Source organism: Lysinibacillus sp. FSL R7-0073 (genome assembly GCF_038009065.1).
GTDB lineage: Bacteria > Bacillota > Bacilli > Bacillales_A > Planococcaceae > Lysinibacillus > Lysinibacillus fusiformis.
Genome location: NZ_JBBPAS010000001.1, coordinates 3,245,338 through 3,265,401 on the forward strand (window position 1 = coordinate 3,245,338; position 20,064 = coordinate 3,265,401).

General features: G+C 38.5%; 23 protein-coding genes. 4 read left to right on the forward strand and 19 right to left on the reverse strand.

Translation table 11 applies throughout. From position 1 onward, the window contains the following. Positions 1 to 251: 251 nt before the first annotated feature. The 3 genes from MKY88_RS16180 to gpr all read right to left on the reverse strand — a co-directional run bounded on the left by MKY88_RS16180 (position 252) and on the right by gpr (position 4,494). Positions 252 to 2,135 carry an acyltransferase family protein gene (locus MKY88_RS16180; protein ID WP_340814152.1) on the reverse strand — a complete coding sequence of 628 codons (1,884 nt, stop codon included), beginning with the start codon at positions 2,133 to 2,135 and terminating at the stop codon, positions 252 to 254. A gap of 414 nt (positions 2,136 to 2,549) precedes the next feature. Continuing rightward, the gene (spoIIP, locus tag MKY88_RS16185) at positions 2,550 to 3,392 is read right to left on the reverse strand and encodes a stage II sporulation protein P (protein WP_232540647.1); all 843 of its coding nucleotides are present in this window, start codon (positions 3,390 to 3,392) and stop codon (positions 2,550 to 2,552) included. Between the two features lie 85 nt (positions 3,393 to 3,477). Then, positions 3,478 to 4,494, reverse strand: coding sequence for a GPR endopeptidase (gene gpr / locus MKY88_RS16190; RefSeq protein WP_193832633.1), 1,017 nt, complete (start codon positions 4,492 to 4,494; stop codon positions 3,478 to 3,480). A 163-nt stretch (positions 4,495 to 4,657) separates the two neighbouring features. Here gpr and rpsT point away from each other — a divergent pair, with 163 nt between their 5' ends. Next, the gene (rpsT, locus tag MKY88_RS16195; protein ID WP_069482072.1) at positions 4,658 to 4,906 is read left to right on the forward strand and encodes a 30S ribosomal protein S20; all 249 of its coding nucleotides are present in this window, start codon (positions 4,658 to 4,660) and stop codon (positions 4,904 to 4,906) included. A 100-nt stretch (positions 4,907 to 5,006) separates the two neighbouring features. Here the strand turns inward: rpsT and holA are convergent, their stop codons facing one another. Further along, positions 5,007 to 6,017 (reverse strand): DNA polymerase III subunit delta, encoded by a 1,011-nt coding sequence (gene holA / locus MKY88_RS16200; RefSeq protein WP_069482073.1) that lies wholly within the window; start codon positions 6,015 to 6,017, stop codon positions 5,007 to 5,009. 275 nt (positions 6,018 to 6,292) lie between these two features. Here holA and MKY88_RS16205 point away from each other — a divergent pair, with 275 nt between their 5' ends. Then, positions 6,293 to 6,430 carry a YqzM family protein gene (locus MKY88_RS16205; RefSeq protein WP_004226902.1) on the forward strand — a complete coding sequence of 46 codons (138 nt, stop codon included), beginning with the start codon at positions 6,293 to 6,295 and terminating at the stop codon, positions 6,428 to 6,430. Between the two features lie 32 nt (positions 6,431 to 6,462). Here MKY88_RS16205 and MKY88_RS16210 read toward each other — a convergent pair whose 3' ends face one another. The 12 genes from MKY88_RS16210 to MKY88_RS16265 form a co-directional block, all read right to left on the reverse strand. Then, positions 6,463 to 8,613 carry a DNA internalization-related competence protein ComEC/Rec2 gene (locus tag MKY88_RS16210; protein WP_340814154.1) on the reverse strand — a complete coding sequence of 717 codons (2,151 nt, stop codon included), beginning with the start codon at positions 8,611 to 8,613 and terminating at the stop codon, positions 6,463 to 6,465. A gap of 140 nt (positions 8,614 to 8,753) precedes the next feature. Further along, the gene (locus MKY88_RS16215) at positions 8,754 to 9,323 is read right to left on the reverse strand and encodes a ComE operon protein 2 (protein WP_069482075.1); all 570 of its coding nucleotides are present in this window, start codon (positions 9,321 to 9,323) and stop codon (positions 8,754 to 8,756) included. Between the two features lie 108 nt (positions 9,324 to 9,431). Continuing rightward, positions 9,432 to 10,067, reverse strand: coding sequence for a helix-hairpin-helix domain-containing protein (locus tag MKY88_RS16220; protein ID WP_193832635.1), 636 nt, complete (start codon positions 10,065 to 10,067; stop codon positions 9,432 to 9,434). 236 nt (positions 10,068 to 10,303) lie between these two features. Then, entirely contained in the window at positions 10,304 to 11,044 is a 741-nt protein-coding gene (locus MKY88_RS16225; RefSeq protein ID WP_328204287.1) for a class I SAM-dependent DNA methyltransferase, read from the reverse strand. After that, on the reverse strand, positions 11,045 to 11,389 hold the full coding sequence (rsfS, locus tag MKY88_RS16230) for a ribosome silencing factor (RefSeq protein ID WP_008180916.1): 345 nt from the start codon (positions 11,387 to 11,389) through the stop codon (positions 11,045 to 11,047). Continuing rightward, positions 11,386 to 11,958: a bis(5'-nucleosyl)-tetraphosphatase (symmetrical) YqeK gene (yqeK, locus tag MKY88_RS16235; RefSeq protein ID WP_340814156.1), complete on the reverse strand. Its 573-nt coding sequence runs from the start codon at positions 11,956 to 11,958 to the stop codon at positions 11,386 to 11,388. Before yqeK ends, rsfS begins: the two co-directional genes overlap by 4 nt. After that, positions 11,927 to 12,517, reverse strand: coding sequence for a nicotinate-nucleotide adenylyltransferase (locus tag MKY88_RS16240; RefSeq protein ID WP_340814158.1), 591 nt, complete (start codon positions 12,515 to 12,517; stop codon positions 11,927 to 11,929). Before MKY88_RS16240 ends, yqeK begins: the two co-directional genes overlap by 32 nt. Before the next feature lie 9 nt (positions 12,518 to 12,526). Beyond that, entirely contained in the window at positions 12,527 to 12,829 is a 303-nt protein-coding gene (gene yhbY / locus MKY88_RS16245; protein WP_008180921.1) for a ribosome assembly RNA-binding protein YhbY, read from the reverse strand. Between the two features lie 5 nt (positions 12,830 to 12,834). Next, a complete protein-coding gene (gene aroE, locus MKY88_RS16250) occupies positions 12,835 to 13,665 on the reverse strand; it encodes a shikimate dehydrogenase (protein ID WP_340814159.1) in 831 nt (276 codons plus the stop codon). Between the two features lie 36 nt (positions 13,666 to 13,701). Continuing rightward, entirely contained in the window at positions 13,702 to 14,805 is a 1,104-nt protein-coding gene (yqeH, locus tag MKY88_RS16255) for a ribosome biogenesis GTPase YqeH (RefSeq protein WP_193832640.1), read from the reverse strand. After that, positions 14,802 to 15,323, reverse strand: coding sequence for a YqeG family HAD IIIA-type phosphatase (locus MKY88_RS16260; RefSeq protein ID WP_036127255.1), 522 nt, complete (start codon positions 15,321 to 15,323; stop codon positions 14,802 to 14,804). Before MKY88_RS16260 ends, yqeH begins: the two co-directional genes overlap by 4 nt. A 36-nt stretch (positions 15,324 to 15,359) precedes the next feature. After that, positions 15,360 to 16,142, reverse strand: a complete 783-nt coding sequence (locus MKY88_RS16265; RefSeq protein WP_069482082.1) for a phosphatidylserine decarboxylase — start codon at positions 16,140 to 16,142, stop codon at positions 15,360 to 15,362. A 135-nt stretch (positions 16,143 to 16,277) separates the two neighbouring features. On the opposite strand from MKY88_RS16265, the gene pssA reads away from it, so the two are divergent. Beyond that, positions 16,278 to 16,778: a CDP-diacylglycerol--serine O-phosphatidyltransferase gene (gene pssA, locus MKY88_RS16270; RefSeq protein ID WP_193833732.1), complete on the forward strand. Its 501-nt coding sequence runs from the start codon at positions 16,278 to 16,280 to the stop codon at positions 16,776 to 16,778. An 86-nt stretch (positions 16,779 to 16,864) separates the two neighbouring features. Then, on the forward strand, positions 16,865 to 17,572 hold the full coding sequence (sigK, locus tag MKY88_RS16275) for an RNA polymerase sporulation sigma factor SigK (protein WP_008180932.1): 708 nt from the start codon (positions 16,865 to 16,867) through the stop codon (positions 17,570 to 17,572). A 329-nt stretch (positions 17,573 to 17,901) separates the two neighbouring features. Here the strand turns inward: sigK and mtnN are convergent, their stop codons facing one another. From mtnN to greA, 3 genes are all read right to left on the reverse strand, one after another. After that, positions 17,902 to 18,594, reverse strand: a complete 693-nt coding sequence (mtnN, locus tag MKY88_RS16280; RefSeq protein ID WP_036127262.1) for a 5'-methylthioadenosine/S-adenosylhomocysteine nucleosidase — start codon at positions 18,592 to 18,594, stop codon at positions 17,902 to 17,904. A gap of 59 nt (positions 18,595 to 18,653) precedes the next feature. Beyond that, positions 18,654 to 19,313 (reverse strand): YrrS family protein, encoded by a 660-nt coding sequence (locus MKY88_RS16285; protein WP_258268877.1) that lies wholly within the window; start codon positions 19,311 to 19,313, stop codon positions 18,654 to 18,656. A gap of 154 nt (positions 19,314 to 19,467) precedes the next feature. Continuing rightward, positions 19,468 to 19,956 carry a transcription elongation factor GreA gene (greA, locus tag MKY88_RS16290; protein ID WP_008180941.1) on the reverse strand — a complete coding sequence of 163 codons (489 nt, stop codon included), beginning with the start codon at positions 19,954 to 19,956 and terminating at the stop codon, positions 19,468 to 19,470. Positions 19,957 to 20,064: the final 108 nt, after the last annotated feature.

Consider the following 20,064-nt stretch of genomic DNA (forward strand, 5'->3'; position numbering starts at 1 on the left):
ACTCCTAATTAAACTATAATGAATTATACTATGAACGCTACTCAAAGTACAACAGCAACTAGACTAGAAACCCTATAATATCAATACTTTCAATGTTTACTACCGTTATTAAAATTCATAGTTTTAAGTAAATAAATACAGTGGGATTGGACTCCTCAATAAGTATTGATGGAAAAAATTATTTTATTCTGTGAAATAAAAAAAGTCAGCTACACAGACAAAAGCTGTGTATACTGACTTTTTTCATTAGTTTATTGGTTGATAGATTGTTGAATAAGATATGTTAAAACTTCTACACCTTTTCTCTCTAAATGAACACCATCTGGAGCGAAGTATTCTGGATGATTAAGGGCTGCCGCATGCCAGTCAATGAGTGTAATATTTTCATGTTCCTCTGACTTTTCGAGTAAAGCTGTATTCACTTTCCCTTCCCATGAACGAGGCACACGTGTATTCACTAAATAAATATCCGCATGAGCAAATGCAGCAAGAAGTGTATCTATTTGGTCATTCGTAAAATAGCCATTTGTCCCTAATTGGATAATTATCGCATTATTAGATTGATTAAAACTCGCATAATTTGGTGCTAGTTTGACAGCTTGTGAAACTTGACGACCTATCTTCCCATCAATTGTAATGTTTGGAAAAACCTTATGTAAGCTCGTTGCTATATCGATCATAACAGAATCACCAATTGCTAGTATGTTTTGATAAGCATCATCTTTCTGGGGCGCAACATTTGTTTCGTTTTCTTCTGGCTTTGGTGTTTCTATATCTGGAACATCAACTACTTCTTCCTTACTAGGTGAAGGATTGTCAGTTGTTTTGTCCGGTTCTTTTATTGGATTAGCCGTAGGTCCATCACCATTAATTTTAATGGCAGTTGGATACGAATCCTTTGAACTTTGCTGCCCTTCTCCCACGACTCCTGTAATCCCTGTGAAAAATACAAGAAGGAAAAGTGGAACCATGACAGTAGATACTTTTCTTGAAAATGTGAGGCTTGCCCATTTCTTTTTATTGAATACGAAATATTTACGATAATATGCCCAGAACCCTTCTTTACGAATCGGCATTTCAATAAAGCGATAGGAACATTCTGCAATCGTCACGATGAGTACTATCTGAAGCGCAATTCGCCAATAGGAGGGGTTTCCAATCTCATGTATAGGTGTGCCTAATACCATAACGGGGTAGTGCCAAAGATAAATTCCGTAGGATCGTGATCCAATCCAACATAGTGGTTTCCACGCAAGTATTCTTCCCAAAATACTAACTGGGTGACAAACACAAGCAATTAATACGGCTGCATTCAAGCAAAATAGGAACATTCCGCCTCTGTAAAGGAATGTTTGAAATTCATCCACATACATAATGCTAACAAGGAAAATAGTAAATGAAATAAAGCTAATAGCATTTAATTTCTTCATATGGCTTGTTGATAATTTTTGTGATGATAGTCTTTTCATTGGCCAAACAAGCGCTAACCAACAGCCAATTAATAATTCAAAACAGCGTGTGTCCGTTCCATAATATACACGACTCGGATCAGCACCTGGCTGGTAAAGTATCGCCATTAATAAGGCCGAGCAAATAGCTCCAATAAAAACAACCTTTGCTAGTTTACTTTGTTTTTTTACAACAAACAGTCCTATCATTAAAAGCAACGGCCAAATTACATAAAATTGTTCTTCAATGGCTAATGACCATAAATTCTTTAAGGGTGATGGAGAACCGAAACTATCAAAATAAGAAAGTTTATGAAAGATGAACCACCAATTACTTGAATAGAAAATAGAAGACAGTGCATCTCCACGTAATGTATGAAGGAGCTCTTTATGAAAGAGCATTGCCCAAACAAATGATGTAATAATCATAACGTAGGCAGCCGGTAGTAACCGTCTAAATCGTCCAATCCAAAATTTCTTTAGACTGACTGTTAATTGGTTGCCCTTTAAAGGTAAAATGGTAGAGGTGATTAAATAGCCTGATAGTACAAAAAAGATATCAACTCCTAAAAAGCCACCTCTAGCCCAACTGAAGTTAAAATGATAAGCAATAACTGCTAATACGGCTAATGCTCGAATCCCGTCTAGTCCAGGAATGTAACGATGATTTAATGACTTGCCTGACATACTATTCCTTCCTTCAATAATCTATAAAACCTATTATCAAGTAATGAGAAACCTTGATTGAAAATCATCCCCCCTCAAATGATTAGTTTGTTCACTTATATGTTTGACGTTTGAGAAACGATAAAAGTTTTAGAGAAATATTGAATGTCATTACTTTTCTAGTCTCTTATAAAATTCATTCTCTACATATGTATTTCTAAAAAGACATTACCATAAATGGTAGATACTACAAAAGCTCTTTCGCCCTGTTAGCATATGCCTTCATTCATTATAAAATCGTGAGCCAACTTGAAAATTATAAGGCAAGAATAGAGCAATGGAAAGCCTAATAATTAGATTTTTTTCTGGAAATTTTTATTATAATAAAATATCAAAAAGCGAGCCTAAATGAGACTCACTTTTTGACTACTATGTTTATTTTTTTGAATCATTAACAAATGCCTTTGATATGGCTTTCCCGATTACCGCGATCGTTCGATTTACCTCTTCTTCTGTATTGCCAATCCCACCGATTTCAATAATCATCATTTGCTTTGCTAAATCTTGATTATATCTCCCATCGACACCATCTCCACTTTTGGAAATAACACCTTTTGATATTTTCGGAACGATGGCATTTAATGTGGATGATAAACTTTCTGCATAGGCTGTGTTCCAGCGGTAATTAGCATGCTCTGCCCCAACGACGATAGCGATTTTCGCATAGTTTTCTCCATTATATGAGATCGTTGTAAGATCATGTTTTAATGAATCACGATGCAAATCTAGTATTAGATCATAATTATTGGTTTCTAAATGTTTACTAAGAAAAGGTCTTATCACATCATAGGATTGATGATAGCCCTTCCCCTGTGCTTGTAATTCCTTCATAGTATCTACATCAAGAACATCAGTCTTTAAACCATTTACATTAAAATGATTCACAATCTTATCCTTCAAACTCATAATGTTGACCGTTTCATGAGAAGTCGCTACCTTACCACTCACAGCTTTTACCATCGGTTCGTATGCTTCATGCGTATGCGTAAATAATACTAACACCTTAAACGGATCTAAATCTGGTTCGGGCTCTTTCGTTTGTTCAAGTACATTCTGTTCCTCTAGATTAGTAGCGGCAAACACGACTTGTTTATCTTCAGGTTGTTTAATCGGAGTCGATGCTTGCTTGTTGAACGGAAGTTGCCCAGCAATGACAGGTAATACGAAAAAGAACAATAATATACCAAATGACCATTGTAGTTTTTTTAGCAAAGTCACACCCTCCTCCCCATATCGTATGGAGGGGGGGTGTCATTTAGAACGTAAAAATTTTTCTTGATTTATGCATAAAACTAGCTAATTTTTATAAATCACTTGCCCAATTCATCAGCATTGAAGCGACTAAATTTGCGTAGCGATCAATCCAGTAATCCGCTTCTTTAGGCGTTACCATCAATTGTCTATGTGAGGCTGCAAAGGTTTCTTCAAACAACTGCTGACGTTCCTCTCTCGTCCATGTTGCCCATTCCCCGAAAATAGGTTCAACCAACGACATATCAAGCTCTTTGTCGATATTTGGCTGCCATGAGGATAGAGATAGCTTCGATGAAGGATTACTACGTTCAGCTACGCGAGCCGCTATTGATCGCAGCATAACTTCAACCGCATCAGCAATTAAAACAGGCGCATCTACCACTGTCGGTATACCAATGGCTGTTACAGGAATGCCAAGCATTTCATAGGAGATTTCTTGCCTTTGATTCCCTACACCTGAGCCTGGATGTATACCTGTATTCGTTAATTGAATGGTTTTACAAAGTCGATTACTAGCTCTTGTTGCAAGCGCATCGACGACAATGACTAATTTTGGCTTGAGCCGCTCAGCAATAGCTGCTACAAACTCTCCCGTTTCATAGCCCGTTTGTCCAGTGACACCTGGGGCATACATGACAAATTTATCATCAATTACATCTAAACTATGCAAATGATCAATCAGATACGGACCAATCGCATCAGGTGTAATAGTGCGATTACCCAATCCGATAATTAAAATTTTATCGTCTTCTTGCCAGGAGAGTGATTCATGTAATTTTTTAAAATTCTCTAGCAATTCTTGCTCGAGCTGTACAAATCCGTCATGGTCTTCTAATGTCAGTGTCGGAACAGAAAGGGTAATATATTGGCCTTCTTTTTTGCCAATTTGCTTCTCACCTTCTTCATCCACTAGGACATCCGTAATTTTCACTCGACCGGCTGTTCGATCTTCAATTTGAACGCCACTCGATTGTTTAAGCTTTTCTTTTTGCTCTTTCGTCTGATGGACAACTACCTCTTCAGATTCATCGATTAAATCTGTCCGATACCAGTTAAAATTTTGCATACAGATCACCTCAAGCAGTAGTTTGTTCAAACTGTCAAGTAAATATTCTTTGCATTTATCTATTGCAATTTAGCCAAGCGTTTGTTAAAATGATTTTTGTTGTATTGACACAAGAAATCAATGAGAAGATATCATCTCGTACCTAATTTAGGAGGTGAAATATATGCCAAACATTAAATCTGCGATTAAACGCGTAAAAGTTAACGAAAAAGCTAACATTGCTAATTCTCAAGCTAAATCTGCTATGCGTACTACAGTGAAAAAAGCTGAAAACGCTGTTGCTGAAAATGCTGAAAACAAACAAGATCTTTTACAAGCAGCTTTCAAATCATTAGATAAAGCAGCTTCAAAAGGACTTATCCACAAAAACGCGGCGGCTCGTAAAAAGTCTCGTCTTGCTAAAAAAGCGTAAGCGTAATTGTTTAAAGGATCAGCCACTCTATTAAGAGTAGCTGGTCTTTTTAATTTTTATAGAAAACATAAAAGCTGCCCAATAGCGGACAGCTTTTATATTAAAGTTGACGAAGTAAAAAGAGCTCCAAATACCTTTCACGATTTCCACCTGTTGACTTTAACTGTAAATCGACCTCCGCCAGTTGATATAATGCTCTCAATAAACTTTCTTCTGATGGACGATTATGTTGCTCAGTCATTAATTTGACACGGTACGGATGAATTTTTAAGTTTTTGGCGATTTGCTGCGGATGGTACCCTTTTTTCAACAAATAAAAAACATTCGACATCGTACGAACATTGGATGCCAATAGTCCAACAAGCATAATCGGTTCTTGCTTTTGTCGCAATAAATCATGATAAATCGACAAAGCGCTGACTGAATCATTGGCCAAATAAGCGTTGAGCATTTTAAAGGCGTCCTGTTCCAATGTTTTTGCCACTAATTCCTCCACTAGTGATACCGTAATTTCTCCGCCTTCACCAAGATAAAGAGTAAGCTTGTCTATTTCCATTTGTAATTGAAGCATGTTCGCCCCAACCATCGTCACAAGAAGCTCAATAGCATCCTGTGTAATGCTATTGCCCTGTGCCTTAACATTACTTTGAATCCAAACAGCTAAATCCTGCTCTTTAGGTGTTTCTACTTCGACCAGTAATGCATGCTCTTTCATCATTTTTGTCACTTTTTTACGCTCATCTAACTTTTCATATGGGGCAATAAAAACGGTTACGGAAAAATCAGAAGGGTTGGACAACCATGCCTCCAGTCGCTTCACATCATGGTCAATCTTTTCTTTCCCTTTCTCTGTTGCCTTTAAAAACGAAGCATTTTTGGCAATAATGAGCTTTTGTTCAGAGAAAAAGGGAATGGTATCCGCTTCATCCATAACAGCATCAACAGGCACTTCATCTAAATCAAAAGTGTTCATTTCCAGCTCATCTTCTGGTCCCATTGCTTCTTTTATACGCTTAATCGTCTCATCTATAAAATAGCTTTCTTCACCAACTAGTAGATATACTGGTGCCAGCTCACCTTTTTTTATTGTTTTCCAAACCGTTGAAATCATAATTTCCCCTCCATCTAGCAATACTATAAGTATACATGATTTTATCTGGATTGAGCAGGCTACAACCTTGTAGATACCATACTTATATGGCGTTCATTTGGTAGGCCAATCCAAGATTTAATTTCTGTCGAGCAATAACCAAGCCCTCTTAGGTGGTCCTGTAGTGGGTTTGACCGAATTGTGTCGATTCCTTGCCAGACGGGGAATTCTCCTTTTCGATATAGCTTTTATGTACATGTTGTCTTATAATAAATAACAGAATTGGAGGGATAACAATGAATCCATTTGAAGGAAAAAACATACAATGTCGACGTAACGATGCAATCGATTCAGGTGTTGGTTTCGGTGTATCATTTGGCGTTTTCACACTAATGTTTATTATCGCGACAATAGTAGAGTTCGTATCACAGTAATCAGACTTAAATACGAAGGAAAAAGACCTTGATCATTGGACAAGGTCTTTTTCTTTTGCTTTAACTGTCAAACGATTGCTCTGAATACGTACTTCGATTGTGCCATCCACCCCAGTTGTCCAAGTAGCTAAATTCCGATTGGTAAATCGCTCAACTACCTCTTCATGTGGATGACCATAACGATTTTGAAACCCAGCACTGAAAACGGTGACTCGGGGTCGTACGAGCTCTACAAATGATTCGATACTAGAAGTTTTACTGCCATGATGCCCAGCCTTCAGAAGGGTTAGATTAGCTATTAGAGGTCCATAATACATCATTAGCTGTTGTTCGCCATATTTCTCTAAATCACCTGTAAATAACGCTGTAAACGCCTTCTGACGCATGTATAAAACAAGGGAGTCATCATTACCTTCGTAATAGGTATCATGAGGCCATAAATAAGAAAAGCTAGTCTCGCCTTTCTGCCATGAAGTGCCCTTCATCTTTTCTTTTATAGGAACGTTTTGCTTTTGGGCTTCCCTTAACAAATCCCTCATAATAGGCTGTCCCAACGAACCAGGTGTAACGTGAATTTCTTTCATCCCAATCTCTTGTAAAATTTCCTCGGCTCCTTCCACATGATCAGCGTCTGCATGCGAAACAATAAAAATATCAATGGTTCGTATTCCTTTCCCTTTCAGAAATGGGACTACCACTTGTTTCCCCACCTCGTAAACTTTATTTGGCTTCTTCCATTGCTCTTGTTCAAAGCGCAAAAGGCCACCAGCATCAATGACATATACAGCCTTCCTAAACGGCAATTCAATCACAATGCAATCACCCTGCCCTACATTTAAAAACGTTATCTTTGTGTCACTATACAGCATTGGGTAAAAATGAATCCAGATCGCTGGAATGACTAAAACAATAATCGCATGCCCAAAACGTTTTGTTTCTAAGAAATAAAAACACGCGAGAACGCTTAGCATTGCTAAGGAACAAAGCCAAACGGATGGTTTACCTGGTGACCATAATTGAAAAGGCAGGGCTTGTATTGAAAAAATGACATTCGTTAGCCCATTTCGCAGAGGCTCATAGCCTGCAAATAAAAGGTTTGCTAATGGTAAGGAAATATAAGTAAGAACAAATGCCATAATATTAAAAGGTAAAATAACGAATGAAAACAATGGAACGAAGATAATATTGACAAAAAACGAGGAAATGGAAAGTTCATAAAAATGATGAAGTAATAAAGGATAGACGAGTAGCTGACAGACGAATGTGACGAAAAAAGAACGGGATATCCAATTGCTAGTCTGTGTAAAAATAAAACTAGAATAAATAAGACTAGCCGCTGCTAAATAGGACAGTTGGAAACCAATTTGAAAGATTACTCCTGGTTCAAGTAAAACAAACCCTGCAAAGCTGATAGCAAGTGCATCATCGATTGACAGCATCCATTTTAAATAACGGAGCAACATCATTAATTCCACCACTGAAACTGCTCGCCATACAGACGGTGCACCCCCTGCAATGACTCCGTAGATCGGTAGTAAAATGAGCAAGGCCATAGTGGCCACCTCTTTGCGAATACCTATGCGTAGTAAGCCTTCAAAAAATAACCATGATATCAGTGCTACATGTAAACCAGAGATTGCAAATAAATGAGTGATCCCTAGTTTTTGATAGGCTCGTTGTAGCTCATCATCCATTAGATCCTGCTCTCCAATGAGAAGTGCTTGAGCCTCTGCTATTAGTGTTTGGGGAAATGTCATTTCTATATGCCTTTTCATCTGTTGTCTATGTTTAGCGAGAAATATGGTGGGGGAATTGCGCTTCTCCATAAAGGTCCAACTAGTGATTTCAACTATACCAGTTGCACCCTTACTCGTTAAATAATTTGGCATAGAAAAGGCATAATCATGAGCTGATGGAGAAGGAGTCACAAGCTCACCTTTCGCTAGAAACGTCATTCCCGCTATAGATGTATGTCCATAATTAACTTTTTCTTGTTCAGAGGAAAATGTATATACTACATATAACTTTTGACCGTTTGTAGTTGTAGCAAAACCACGGAGCTTTTGACCGCTTATTTTATAGTCGTTTGACCAAGTTAAAGGGAAAGTGGATGGCAGTGGGGAAGGTTCTATTAATTGAATTTTAGAAAAAAAAATATGCGATAATAAGCCACTTATTAACACAATGATTGCTAAGAAACGTGACTCACCCTTTAAGATGAGCCACAGGGCTAAAAGAAGTACTAAAACGAGTAGCCATGCCGACTTGTGCGCTGCTAAGGAAGCGACAAGTACAGCGAGGGCTACATAAATCCATTTATGCCTTAAAGCTTTATACCAAATAGTGCACTCACCTTCTGTTCATACGGAAGCAATTTTTCGGCTGACAATCCGTTCTCGCGAAGCTCATGAAGCATCTCTGTATACAAGGCTAGTTTTTCATCTCGTAAAAAATCGATTTTCCGTTCATCAAATGGTACATGAACAACTGTCACACCTGCTTTTTCAAATAATTCCTGAGCATATGGATTATTTTTATAATCAGTTGCATAATAAACACGCTCAATGCCTGCTTGAATAATAGATTTTGTGCAAGGGAGACATGGGAAATGGGTTACATATAAATCTGCACCTTTTGTTGGTGTGCCGTATTTAGCACATTGTAGTAACGCATTCATTTCAGCATGCACCGTACGCACACAATGGTTGTCCACTACATAGCAGCCTTTTTCGATACAATGCTCATCACCTGTAATAGACCCATTATATCCCCCTGCTATGATCCTCTTATCACGGACAACAGTCGCTCCTACCGCTAGTCTTGTACATGTACTACGTAATGCGAGTAAATGGCTTTGTGCCATAAAAAATTGATCCCAAGTAATTCGCTCCATATGACTACCTCCAAAATTTTGCCTTACAAGTTTTGCGATCTTGTTGCTTTTCTACTATAGTGTAGCCCTTTTGGAAAAGGGGCGTCAATATCTCATATGCTATTAGCTTTACTTAACTGTAATAGAATCCTTTATTTTCTCAAATGTTTTTTCACCAATACCACTAATATTTTTTAAGTCATCAATGGTTTGAAAGCGTCCGTTTTCCTCCCGATAACTAAGAATACTTTGAGCTTTTGAGGGACCGATTCCTGGTAATGTGGCAAGTGTTTCCGTATCAGCAATATTAATATTAATTTTTTGATCCTTATTCTTGCTTTCCATAGGTGAAATGAACAGATTTGTAGATGCATCTTCAAGATGTTCACCCTTGATGGGAATATAAATGACCATTTCGTCCTGAACTTTTTGCGCATGATTAACAAGTTGCGTATCTGCATTTTCAATATAACCACCTGCAAGCTGAATGGCATCGATAATACGATTGTCTGGCTGAAGTTCATAGACGCCTGGATACATAACAGCACCCTTTATATCAACAAATATCTGCTGTTGGACCGCTACTTCAGCAGTAGATTCCACTTGATTTATTTCTTCAATAGGTTGGATGGTTTCGATGAGCTCTTCTTGGGGAAGTGAAGAGTCAGAACTCGAAAAATAGAAGTAAAAAAATAGTCCACTGATTACTAGTACGCCAGGGATTAGCATACCTTTTTTGTACTTTTGCCATAATGATTGCAACATAGTACCGTCCTTTCAACGCAAAAGGTCATCATATGGAGGTACCCTCATCATACACTAACAAACCTGGATTGCAAACCTGAAAGAGAGAAAGAAAAGCTCTCATTTGATCGTTGGATCGGCGATTTTTGTGGTTCCATCCGTCACTTTGCAACTCTATCCGTCACTCTCTCCCTCCATCCACCAGCTCTACAAAAAAAATCCACACTACCAATCGGCAGTGTGGTACTTTTCCTTATTTATTTTACCGCGCGGATAAAAATGCGTTCACTTTCATATTCTGGCGCTTCGTCAGTAAAATCTGATGTTACTTCCACATCACTAAAGCCAATATCACGAAGCCAAGTCATATATTGTTCGATAGGAAACGTACGTTGAATATGTTCCTCATCGAAGCGTTCATATAAATCACTTGTAGCTTCACGCACATAAAAGGTCATTTGATGGATAATAGAATGCTCAAAGTCTCCAGGCTCTGTATGCCATACATAACTAATGTCTCCATCGTCATACGTAAATGGACCATCTAAAAAGATTTCCGACATTTTAAATATTGAATGGACATCAAAAAATAGCTGACCCCCATCTCGTAATGCCTGATAGATCCGTTCTAATGTCGTATAGACTGCTTGCTCCTCTACAACATAATTCAGAGAATCAATGGCAATTGTGACCACATCTACTCCCTCAAAGCCATCGAGTTCGTCCATGGACATACAATAAAACGGACCCTCGTATCCTGCATCAGTAAAACGTTCAGTCGCAACAGAAAGCATTTCTTCTGATAAATCAACGCCGCTGACTTTGTAGCCAGCCTGTGCAAATAGCAAGCTAAGCACACCAGTTCCACAACCAATATCTAATAGCTTTTTATATTGGCCGCTAGGTGCATGCTGTACAACCCAATCTACATAAAGATTGTAAGGAATATCGGTTTGTAGCTCATCATAGACATGGGCGAAGCGTTCGTAACTACTCACTTAGGCCTCTGGCATGTCTAATTGTGGTGCATCGCCCCATAGACGCTCTAAATTATAATAAGCACGCTCATCTTTATGGAATACGTGTGCTACTACATCTCCTAAGTCTACAAGAACCCAACGAGCTCCATCAAAACCTTCTACACGGCGAATTTCATAGCCATCTTTTTCTGCTACATCCTGTAATTCACGTGCAATTGCTTGTACCTGACGATCTGAGTTACCATGGGCAATAATAAAGTAATCTGCTAAAAGAGAAATTCCTTGCATATTTAAAACGACAATATCCTCACCATGTTTGTCGTCGATCGCTTTGTAAGCTGCTTGTAATAAAGTTGAAGTCATCCTTCACTATCCTCTCTGTTCATCATATCGTTATAACATTCTATTGATAACGGATAAATAGGCTGCTTTGTGTCGATTAAAAATGCCAATGTATGACGGACACATGCACTCATGGCCTTATCCAAATTTTTTTGCGCTTTTTTGCGCAGACGATCCACACCATCAAATTGGCGATTCGGTTCAATCATATCTGCGACAAAAATAATTTTTTCTAAACGACTCATATTAGGTCGCCCTGTCGTATGGAAACGAATAGCATTCAACAGCTCATAATCTTTGATGCCGAATTCACTTTCTGCAATATATGCACCAACTGGGCCATGAAGTAGCTCACTGCCCCAGCCAATGAGGCGTGCATCTAACTTTTCCGTTCGGACGATTTGCTCCATCCACTCTATCTCTTCATATTTAGCAATATCATGAAGGATTGCCGCTGTTTCAGCCTTTTTCTCATCCTCGCCGTACTTTCTTGCTAGTTCGATGGCCGTTTCCATGACACCGATTGTATGAATATAACGTTTTTCCGGCATTCTGGGCTTAATCGCCGCTAAATACTGTTCGCGTTCCATAAAGACCTTCCTCTCGTATGAACGTCTCTACCGCTTCTGGTAGTAAAAATGTCACCGTTCCTCCAGTCGCCAGGCGTTCACGAATCAGTGTGGACGATAAATCGATTTGTGGCACCTCCACCATGCATATAGGGTACTCTGTAATGGCGGCCGATCCTGGACGCTTGACACCAACAAATTGGACAAGTTCTACTAAGTCATCTATACAATGCCATGTATGTAGCGAATCAATCATATCGCCACCGATAATAAAGTAGAATTTTACAGAAGGTTCCTTTCTACATAATGCCGAAAGTGTCTCATAGGAATAGGATACGCCACCCTTGTCTACCTCATACGACTCTACCGAAAAATAAGGAAATGGGCGAATTGCACGCTCAACCATTTCAAGTCGTTCCACATTACTGGCATCATAACGTGCATGCTTATGTGGCGGTATGGCATTCGGCATAAAACGTATTTCATCGAGTTGCAACGCATGAAATACCTCATTTGCCATTAATAAATGCCCCATATGTGGAGGATTAAACGTACCTCCTAGTAAACCGACCCTTTTCATCGTCTCACCTTATTTCGTTGCTTTTGGTAATACAATCTTTTTTTGATTGCGTGATTCTTTATATAAAACAACTGTAAGGCCGATTAATTGAACAAGCTCTGCATGTGCACCTTTTGCAAGTGCTTCTGCCACTTCATGTTTATCCTCTTCACAATTATCTAAAATACGCACTTTAATTAGCTCACGTACTTCCAATGCCTCACGAATTTGCTTAGTCATTTCATCATTTACGCCACCTTTTCCCACTTGGAAAATTGGTGATAAATGGTGTGCTTCTGCACGTAAAAAACGTTTTTGTTTACCTGTTAACATAAAAATTAGTTTCCTCCTAATTGCGCCTTTAGCTGCGCAATCATTGAATTTGTATTTGGATAGTTGCCTAACCAGTGCTCAAAAGAAATGGCTCCTTGATGCACAAACATCCCTAAACCTGTCACAATTGTTGCCCCTTTTTCTTCAGCCGCTTGTAAAAAAGGCGTCATTAATGGATTATACACAATATCCGCGACAATTGCTCCTTTCTCAAGACCATTTAAGGAAAATGGCATTGAAAAATTGCCCGTAGCAAGGCCTGCCGAAGTCATTTGCACAATGATGCTGAATTCAGCCAATGTTTCTTCCGCTTCCTTTAATGAAATGGCACGGCCATTACCCATTTCATCCACAATAGCTTGGGCATTAGCTACAGTACGATTAGTAATGGTCAAATCATTATAACCTTGCTGCTGCATAGCAAAGGCTATACCTCGGGCAGCGCCACCTGCACCAACAAGTAACACAGGCTTGTCTTTATGAGACGAACCTACTGCTTCTTCTAGTGAACGCACAAAGCCAACACCATCTGTATTATAGCCTTTCAGCTTTCCTTCTGTTGTTCGTACAACCGTATTCACTGCTCCCATTTTATGCGCCAACTCATCTAGCTCATCTAAATAGGGAATGATTGCTGTTTTATGAGGAATTGTTACATTCCAGCCACTTGTCCCTAAAGTTTTCAAGCCAGCAACTGCTGACTCTAATAGCTCAGAAGATACATGTAGTGGAATATATGTCGCATCTATGGACATTTCCTCAAACCAAGCATTGTGCATGGCTGGTGATTTTGAATGTTCAATCGGATCACCAATAACTGCAAACCACTTCTTCATTTCCTAGTCCCTCTTCTCTCCTTCATCCTTCACCTTCTATATAAGTGATGGACGTATTGAAACTTGTACACCTTTTGGCGCGTATGCTGCTACTACAACATTGGCGTGCTGTACAGTAATCCAGCCTAGTCCAGAAAATACAACATCTGTTTTAGCTTCTTTGATGGAGAACTCATGACGAACTAAAGGCGGAAGTTGGTCAATAAACTCCGCAGTTGGTGGTGCCAAAAGTTCTCCCTTATGTTCTGCATACAGCATATCTGCCTTCTCAAGCTTTGTTCGGTGAATCGGTAAGTCATTTGCCACATGGATTGTAAAGGCTGAACGGTCTCCTTGAATAAAATCAAATCTCGCCAAAGCCCCAATAAATAAGGTTTGTCCCGCATTTTGTTGGTAGACTTTCGGTTTGATTTCTTTTTTTGGCATAATATATTTTAATTCACTTGAATCAATATGATGGGCCATTTGGTGATGATTAATAATACCAGGCGTATCATATAATGCACTTCCATCATCCAATGGAATTTCAATCATATCTAATGTAGTACCTGGGAAATGGGATGTGGTAATAACCTCCCCTTCTCCTGTTGCCTGCTTAATAATGCGGTTAATGAATGTGGATTTTCCGACATTGGTACAGCCCACAACATAAACATTTTGTCCTCGTCGATATTCATCAATGGCTTCCATTGCTTCGGCCATTCCCTTGCCTTTATGGGCACTTACTAACAACACATCAACAGGCTGAAGCCCTAATGCTTTTGCTTCGCGTTTTAACCAATTGATAACTTTTTTCGGTTTAACCGATTTCGGTAATAAATCAGCTTTATTCGCAATCAAAAGTACAGGATTCTTCCCTACAAAACGGTGTAGGCCAGGTAGCCAGCTTCCATTAAAATCAAAAATATCAACTATTTTTACGATTAAGCCTTGCTGTGTACCAAGGCCATTTAAAATGCGTAAAAAATCGTCATCTGTTAATGACACTGGTTGAATTTCATTATAATTTTTCAAACGGAAGCAACGTTGGCAAATGACCACATCCTTTTCTAGTGATGATGGGGGTGCATACCCAACTGCTGTTTTATCTTCTGTTTGAATTGTTGTACCACAGCCAATACAATTTGGCATTTCAATCATTCTTGTTCCTCCCAAGTTATAATTCCTTTTCGTTTTAAATCATTAAACACTCGACGTTCAATGAATCGATTCAGTTTTGTTACAAGTCCATCAGACTGTGCAACAGGTTTTACAAGCACTGTATGCAAGCCTAATCGATTCGCACCCATTACATCTGTAAGAAGCTGATCTCCTACCATTACTACTTCATTAGGACGCAAGCCTAATTGAATAAGGGCATTATAAAAAGCATTTCGCAATGGTTTTTTTGCCTTATGAATATATGGAATACCTAAAGGCTCTGCGAAGCGTTTAACACGTGCCTCATTGTTATTAGACGCAATAATGACACGAATACCAGATTCCTTCATGATGCGCAGCCAGATGATCAGTTCTTCTGTTGCATCCTCACGATCCCATTCCACAAGTGTATTATCTAGATCTGTAATGATCCCTCTTATACCTAATTCTTGTAATTTTTCAGGTGTAATTTCGAAAATATTCGTCACAAATTCGTTCGGTAATAAAAAATTATACAAAATAGCGACCCCTAATCTTAACGTATTATTCGACCATTATAGCATATTTGCAAAGGCTTCACCCATTCGAATTGGGTTGCCCTGTACAACATTTTCCGTAAACTCAATCGAATCCTTTTCAAACAGCATAACAACTGTCGAACCAAATGAGAAATAACCGACTTCCTGCCCTTTATACCAGTTTGTTGTTCTGTTCGTGAGCACAATTGAATTCACGAAGGTCGCCCCCACTTTTATAAACGCTACTTGCTGATTATGTGAAGTTTTTAACTCTGTCACTAAACGGTAATTGTGGGAAATTGGCTTTTTACCGTATGTAAGACCTATTTGATTCACAGGATAAGATTTCTGACCAAGCGTATACTGTCTTAGTACTTCCCCATCAATCGGGCTGTGAATACGATGATAATCAGCAGGGCTTAAATAAAAGACAATAAAATGGCCGTCTGCATAGTTAGCCGCTCGCTCCGAATTACCAAGTAAATCCTCAAGTGAATATGGCTTACCTTTCACCAGAAAAGTCATATCCCATTCAATTCTTCCAAAGGATTCTACCTTGGCATCTACAGGACTTACATACACCATCGGATTTTTTTCAATCGGTCGTGCATCTTCTAAAAGCTCTCTTGTAAAAAATTCATGTAAACATGAAAATTGTTGTTGTTTTTTTGAAACTTCTTCAAGGTTTATATCGTATAACTTCATGTAGCTTGGAATTATACGTTTACTCCACTTAGCTTTCGCAATAGCTTGCAAAAGATTGGAGGATTGCTTACCATTCGTTAGTTCTATCAAGCGTTGATATAGTTTTTCTTTCATTAGTAAAACCCCTATCCATTAATTTAGACTGTCAATTTTTTCGCATTCGAAGTATAATGGTACAATATCTTAAGTGCAAAGGAGTGATCCCCCTTGTTTTTTTATCACAAGTTGGTGGATACCACGGTTAAGAAAATGAAATCGCACGCAGCTAACTTCATTACAATTAGTAATATGTCCTTTGGAGGCGCGGCTATTATGGCCACTTTACATGAATACTATAGCTATAGTGTCTTGTTTATCTTTATTGCAGCTCTACTTGACCGCTATGATGGTAAGGTAGCTAGAGCACTCGGACAAGTGTCTGAGTTAGGTAAACAATTAGATTCTATGAGTGATATTATATCATTTGGCGTGGCGCCTGCCTTATTAATGTACGAAGTTGTTCTAGTTGATTTTGGTTTTGTCGGCATGATGATGGCCGTCCTGTTTATCGTTTGTGGTGCGATGCGATTAGCCCGCTTTAATATTAGTGAAGCAAATGGCTATTTCACAGGTTTACCTATTACAGCTGCTGGTACGTTCTTAACTTTAACGTATTTTGTAGCGACTACGTTCCATCCGGCCTTTTATCTTTTCCTTTTCCCAATTTTAGCTTTACTCATGATTAGTACATTTACGTTAAAAAAAGTGTAACAGCACAATTGCTGTTGCACTTTTTTCATTTCCCACAGCTTTGAAACATATACTGTCGAAAAATGGGGAAAGGATGAAATCATTCAATGAGCGGAATTTTTACATCAATGTTGCAGTTATGGCTTGAGATCCCAGCGTTACTTGGCTATTTAAAGGGGCAAACATTCCATAAACCCTTTTCAAAAGAAGAGGAAGCTGCTTGTATTGAACGATTTTTAGGTGGCGACGAGCAAGCACGCCTGGACCTAATTGAACGCAATATGAGGCTCGTCGCGCACGTCGTAAAAAAATTCCATCCAAAACATGAACAACTCGATGATTATATTTCCATCGGGACAATCGGGCTAATGAAAGCAGTAGAAAGCTATACCCCGGACAAAAAAACAAGACTTGCCACATATGCAGCTCGATGTATTGAAAATGAAATTTTGATGCATCTACGCACACAGAAAAAAGTGCAAAAAGACGTGTCTTTATTTGAGCCAATCGGAACAGATAAAGATGGCAATGCGCTTCAAATTCGAGATTTACTCCAATGTGATGAAGAAAGTGCAACCGAGAAAATCGAACATAAAGAACATGTGGCACAGCTATATCATTACTTGCATATGCTTGATGAACGAGAACTAGAAATTGTGACACTTCGCTATGGATTAAATCAACAAGATGCCCTCACGCAAAAGGAAATTGCAGCTCGGCTAAATATTTCTCGAAGCTATGTATCTCGAATTGAAAAACGGGCACTCATTAAACTCTATCAATTATACAAACGCGACCAAAAGTCAATTGAGTAATATATTGTAAAATGTTCACTAAGAAAATTCAATGCATCTTTGGCGGAGAATGTGCCGATTCTATGGCATAAAAAAAAAGCCCTTTGCGACATTGCTATGTCGCAAAGGAACTTTTTACATTTTATGAATGTGCTGTTTCTGATAGTTCTGCCGTAATCAATGTACCTATTAAAGTAGTGATAATCACTACACCTACTGTTAATAATAGCATCATGAATGCCTCCCATTCTAATATGAAGAGATTTATTACAGCTAGTGTAGCATTTATACTATTCATTCACTGTGATTTTTCTCACATTAGAAACAACACATTTTGACCGTTTTGTGTATTATAGCGAGGCAATCGCTTGTAAGACAACTTGTGTCGAGTGTTTTGCAGCAACTGGTAAAAACTCATCAAAGCTAATATTTGACTCTTTACCTGCAATATCTGATAAAGCACGAATTACTACAAAAGGTGTAGCAAATTGATAACAAACTTGTGCAACCGCAGCCGCTTCCATTTCAACCGCCTTCATTTGAGGGAAATGATGACGAACAGCTTCTACACGCACAGGATCATTCATAAATGCATCCCCAGAACAAATTAAACCAATGCCATATTGATGCTCTCCAACTGCCTTAACAGCTTCCTCAGCTACTTTCATTAATCGTTCATCTGATTTATAAGCTGCTGGCATACCAGCCATTTGTCCAATTTCATAACCAAAAATTGTGACATCCACATCATGGTGACGGACTTCATCTGAAATGACTACAGCTCCCACCTCAAGGGCTTCATCATAACCACCAGCAGAGCCTGTATTAATAACAACATCAGGCTTAAACTCATGCAAAAGAATGGTAGTGGACATAGCCGCATTGACTTTACCAATACCACTTTTTAATAACACGACTTCCTTGCCTTCATATGTTCCTGTTGTATACTCACTACCTGCTATCGTTGTACTTTGTGCATTGCTTAAAGATGCTCGTAGTAATTCTACTTCCTGTTCCATTGCCCCAATTACTGCAATTTTCATGTAATGTTACTTCCCTTCTTTATCAACTCTATTAAAAATAATCAAAAGAGTGATTTTCGTCAATAGGCGCCTTCCAATGTATTCAGTTGCTCAAGCTTTACAGGCAACCATCCTTCATTATCCACCCATTCCATACTGACACGGTACATCTGTGATTTATCTTTTGTTGAAACTGTGGCAATTGAAGAATTAGGACCACCATTATTTTGCATACGCCAAATAATCATATTATCTTGACTAATACCGGTTACACCTGTAACAGTTGCTACTTTTTCAGACCAGTCTACGGATGAAGAATCGTAGGAAGACACATGTTGTCCCGTTTGAGTTGTAGGTGTTGGCTGCCAATTTTTATTTGTTATCACTTTTTCTACGTTTGGATTATCTGAAGTTGATTCTTCTGGCGCACCTTGTTCCTGCTGATTTTCTTCAGGCTGAGATTCATCCTCTTCCTCTGAAGCTTGATCTTCTTCTACAGCCAGATCCTTTTCATCCTCTTTCACAGGCTCTTTATCCACTTCTTTGTTGTCGTCTTTTTCCTCTTGAGCCGGTTCATCTTTCACTGTTTGTTCTGCATCATCTTGCCATTTAAACACATAAGTTGCTGTGATAATAATTAGTACAACCACTACACCAATTAAAACATTCAATAGTTTATCTAGCTTTTTATTACGAGATGGCTGCAAATGACGACTACTACGAGTTTGTCGTTCACTCATATTTCCTCCCCCTCTCTAGCAAATATTCTATCAAGTTCGACAGCACTTGCAAAACAATTATACTCATTAATTTACTTCGTGGCATTTTAGCCTGAAATATAAAAGCAGCTAGCCTCTCTAAATTAGAAAGACCAACTGCTTGTCCATTTACATATTATTTAATCGAAACAATCTTAACTTTCATTTCGCCACCAGGTGTTTGAACAGCTACTTCTTCACCTTCAGCACGGCCAAGTAAGCCTTTTGCAATTGGTGATTCGTTTGAAATACGGAACTCCATCGGGTCTGCTTCAGCCGAACCTACAATTGTATAAGATTCTTCATCAGTTGATGGTTTACCATTAATAATTTCTACAAATGTAACCGTTTTCCCAAGTGATACCACGCTGTTATCTGTTTCATCCTCAGAAATAATCACTGCATTGCGAATCATTGATTTTAAAGTTGAAATACGTCCTTCTAAAAAGGCTTGTTCTTCTTTTGCTGAATCATACTCAGCATTCTCAGAAAGATCACCAAAATCACGAGCTATTTTTATACGTTCAACGATTTCTTTACGTGTTTCAGTTTCTAATTTCACTAATTCTTCTTCTAATTTACGTTTTCCCTCAGCTGTCATAGGGTACTGTTTTTCATTTGCCAAAGTCCTTCACTCCTTGTTTCTTCAATATAAAAACATAAAACTCGACTAAATGCTAGTAAGGTGCATTTAATCGAATTTTATTATTTTTAAACGTTTTTCAAATTACGC

Coding starts and splice junctions, on each gene's coding strand:
- MKY88_RS16180 (WP_340814152.1), bottom strand. CDS start 2,135: ATGTCAGGCAAGTCATTAAATCATCGTTACATTCCTGGACTAGACGGG.
- gpr (WP_193832633.1), bottom strand. CDS start 4,494: ATGCAAAATTTTAACTGGTATCGGACAGATTTAATCGATGAATCTGAA.
- rpsT (WP_069482072.1), top strand. CDS start 4,658: ATGCCAAACATTAAATCTGCGATTAAACGCGTAAAAGTTAACGAAAAA.
- holA (WP_069482073.1), bottom strand. CDS start 6,017: ATGATTTCAACGGTTTGGAAAACAATAAAAAAAGGTGAGCTGGCACCA.
- MKY88_RS16205 (WP_004226902.1), top strand. CDS start 6,293: ATGAATCCATTTGAAGGAAAAAACATACAATGTCGACGTAACGATGCA.
- MKY88_RS16215 (WP_069482075.1), bottom strand. CDS start 9,323: ATGGAGCGAATTACTTGGGATCAATTTTTTATGGCACAAAGCCATTTA.
- MKY88_RS16220 (WP_193832635.1), bottom strand. CDS start 10,067: ATGTTGCAATCATTATGGCAAAAGTACAAAAAAGGTATGCTAATCCCT.
- rsfS (WP_008180916.1), bottom strand. CDS start 11,389: ATGACTTCAACTTTATTACAAGCAGCTTACAAAGCGATCGACGACAAA.
- yqeK (WP_340814156.1), bottom strand. CDS start 11,958: ATGGAACGCGAACAGTATTTAGCGGCGATTAAGCCCAGAATGCCGGAA.
- MKY88_RS16240 (WP_340814158.1), bottom strand. CDS start 12,517: ATGAAAAGGGTCGGTTTACTAGGAGGTACGTTTAATCCTCCACATATG.
- yhbY (WP_008180921.1), bottom strand. CDS start 12,829: ATGTTAACAGGTAAACAAAAACGTTTTTTACGTGCAGAAGCACACCAT.
- aroE (WP_340814159.1), bottom strand. CDS start 13,665: ATGAAGAAGTGGTTTGCAGTTATTGGTGATCCGATTGAACATTCAAAA.
- yqeH (WP_193832640.1), bottom strand. CDS start 14,805: ATGATTGAAATGCCAAATTGTATTGGCTGTGGTACAACAATTCAAACA.
- MKY88_RS16265 (WP_069482082.1), bottom strand. CDS start 16,142: ATGAAAGAAAAACTATATCAACGCTTGATAGAACTAACGAATGGTAAG.
- pssA (WP_193833732.1), top strand. CDS start 16,278: ATGAAATCGCACGCAGCTAACTTCATTACAATTAGTAATATGTCCTTT.
- sigK (WP_008180932.1), top strand. CDS start 16,865: ATGAGCGGAATTTTTACATCAATGTTGCAGTTATGGCTTGAGATCCCA.
- mtnN (WP_036127262.1), bottom strand. CDS start 18,594: ATGAAAATTGCAGTAATTGGGGCAATGGAACAGGAAGTAGAATTACTA.
- MKY88_RS16285 (WP_258268877.1), bottom strand. CDS start 19,313: ATGAGTGAACGACAAACTCGTAGTAGTCGTCATTTGCAGCCATCTCGT.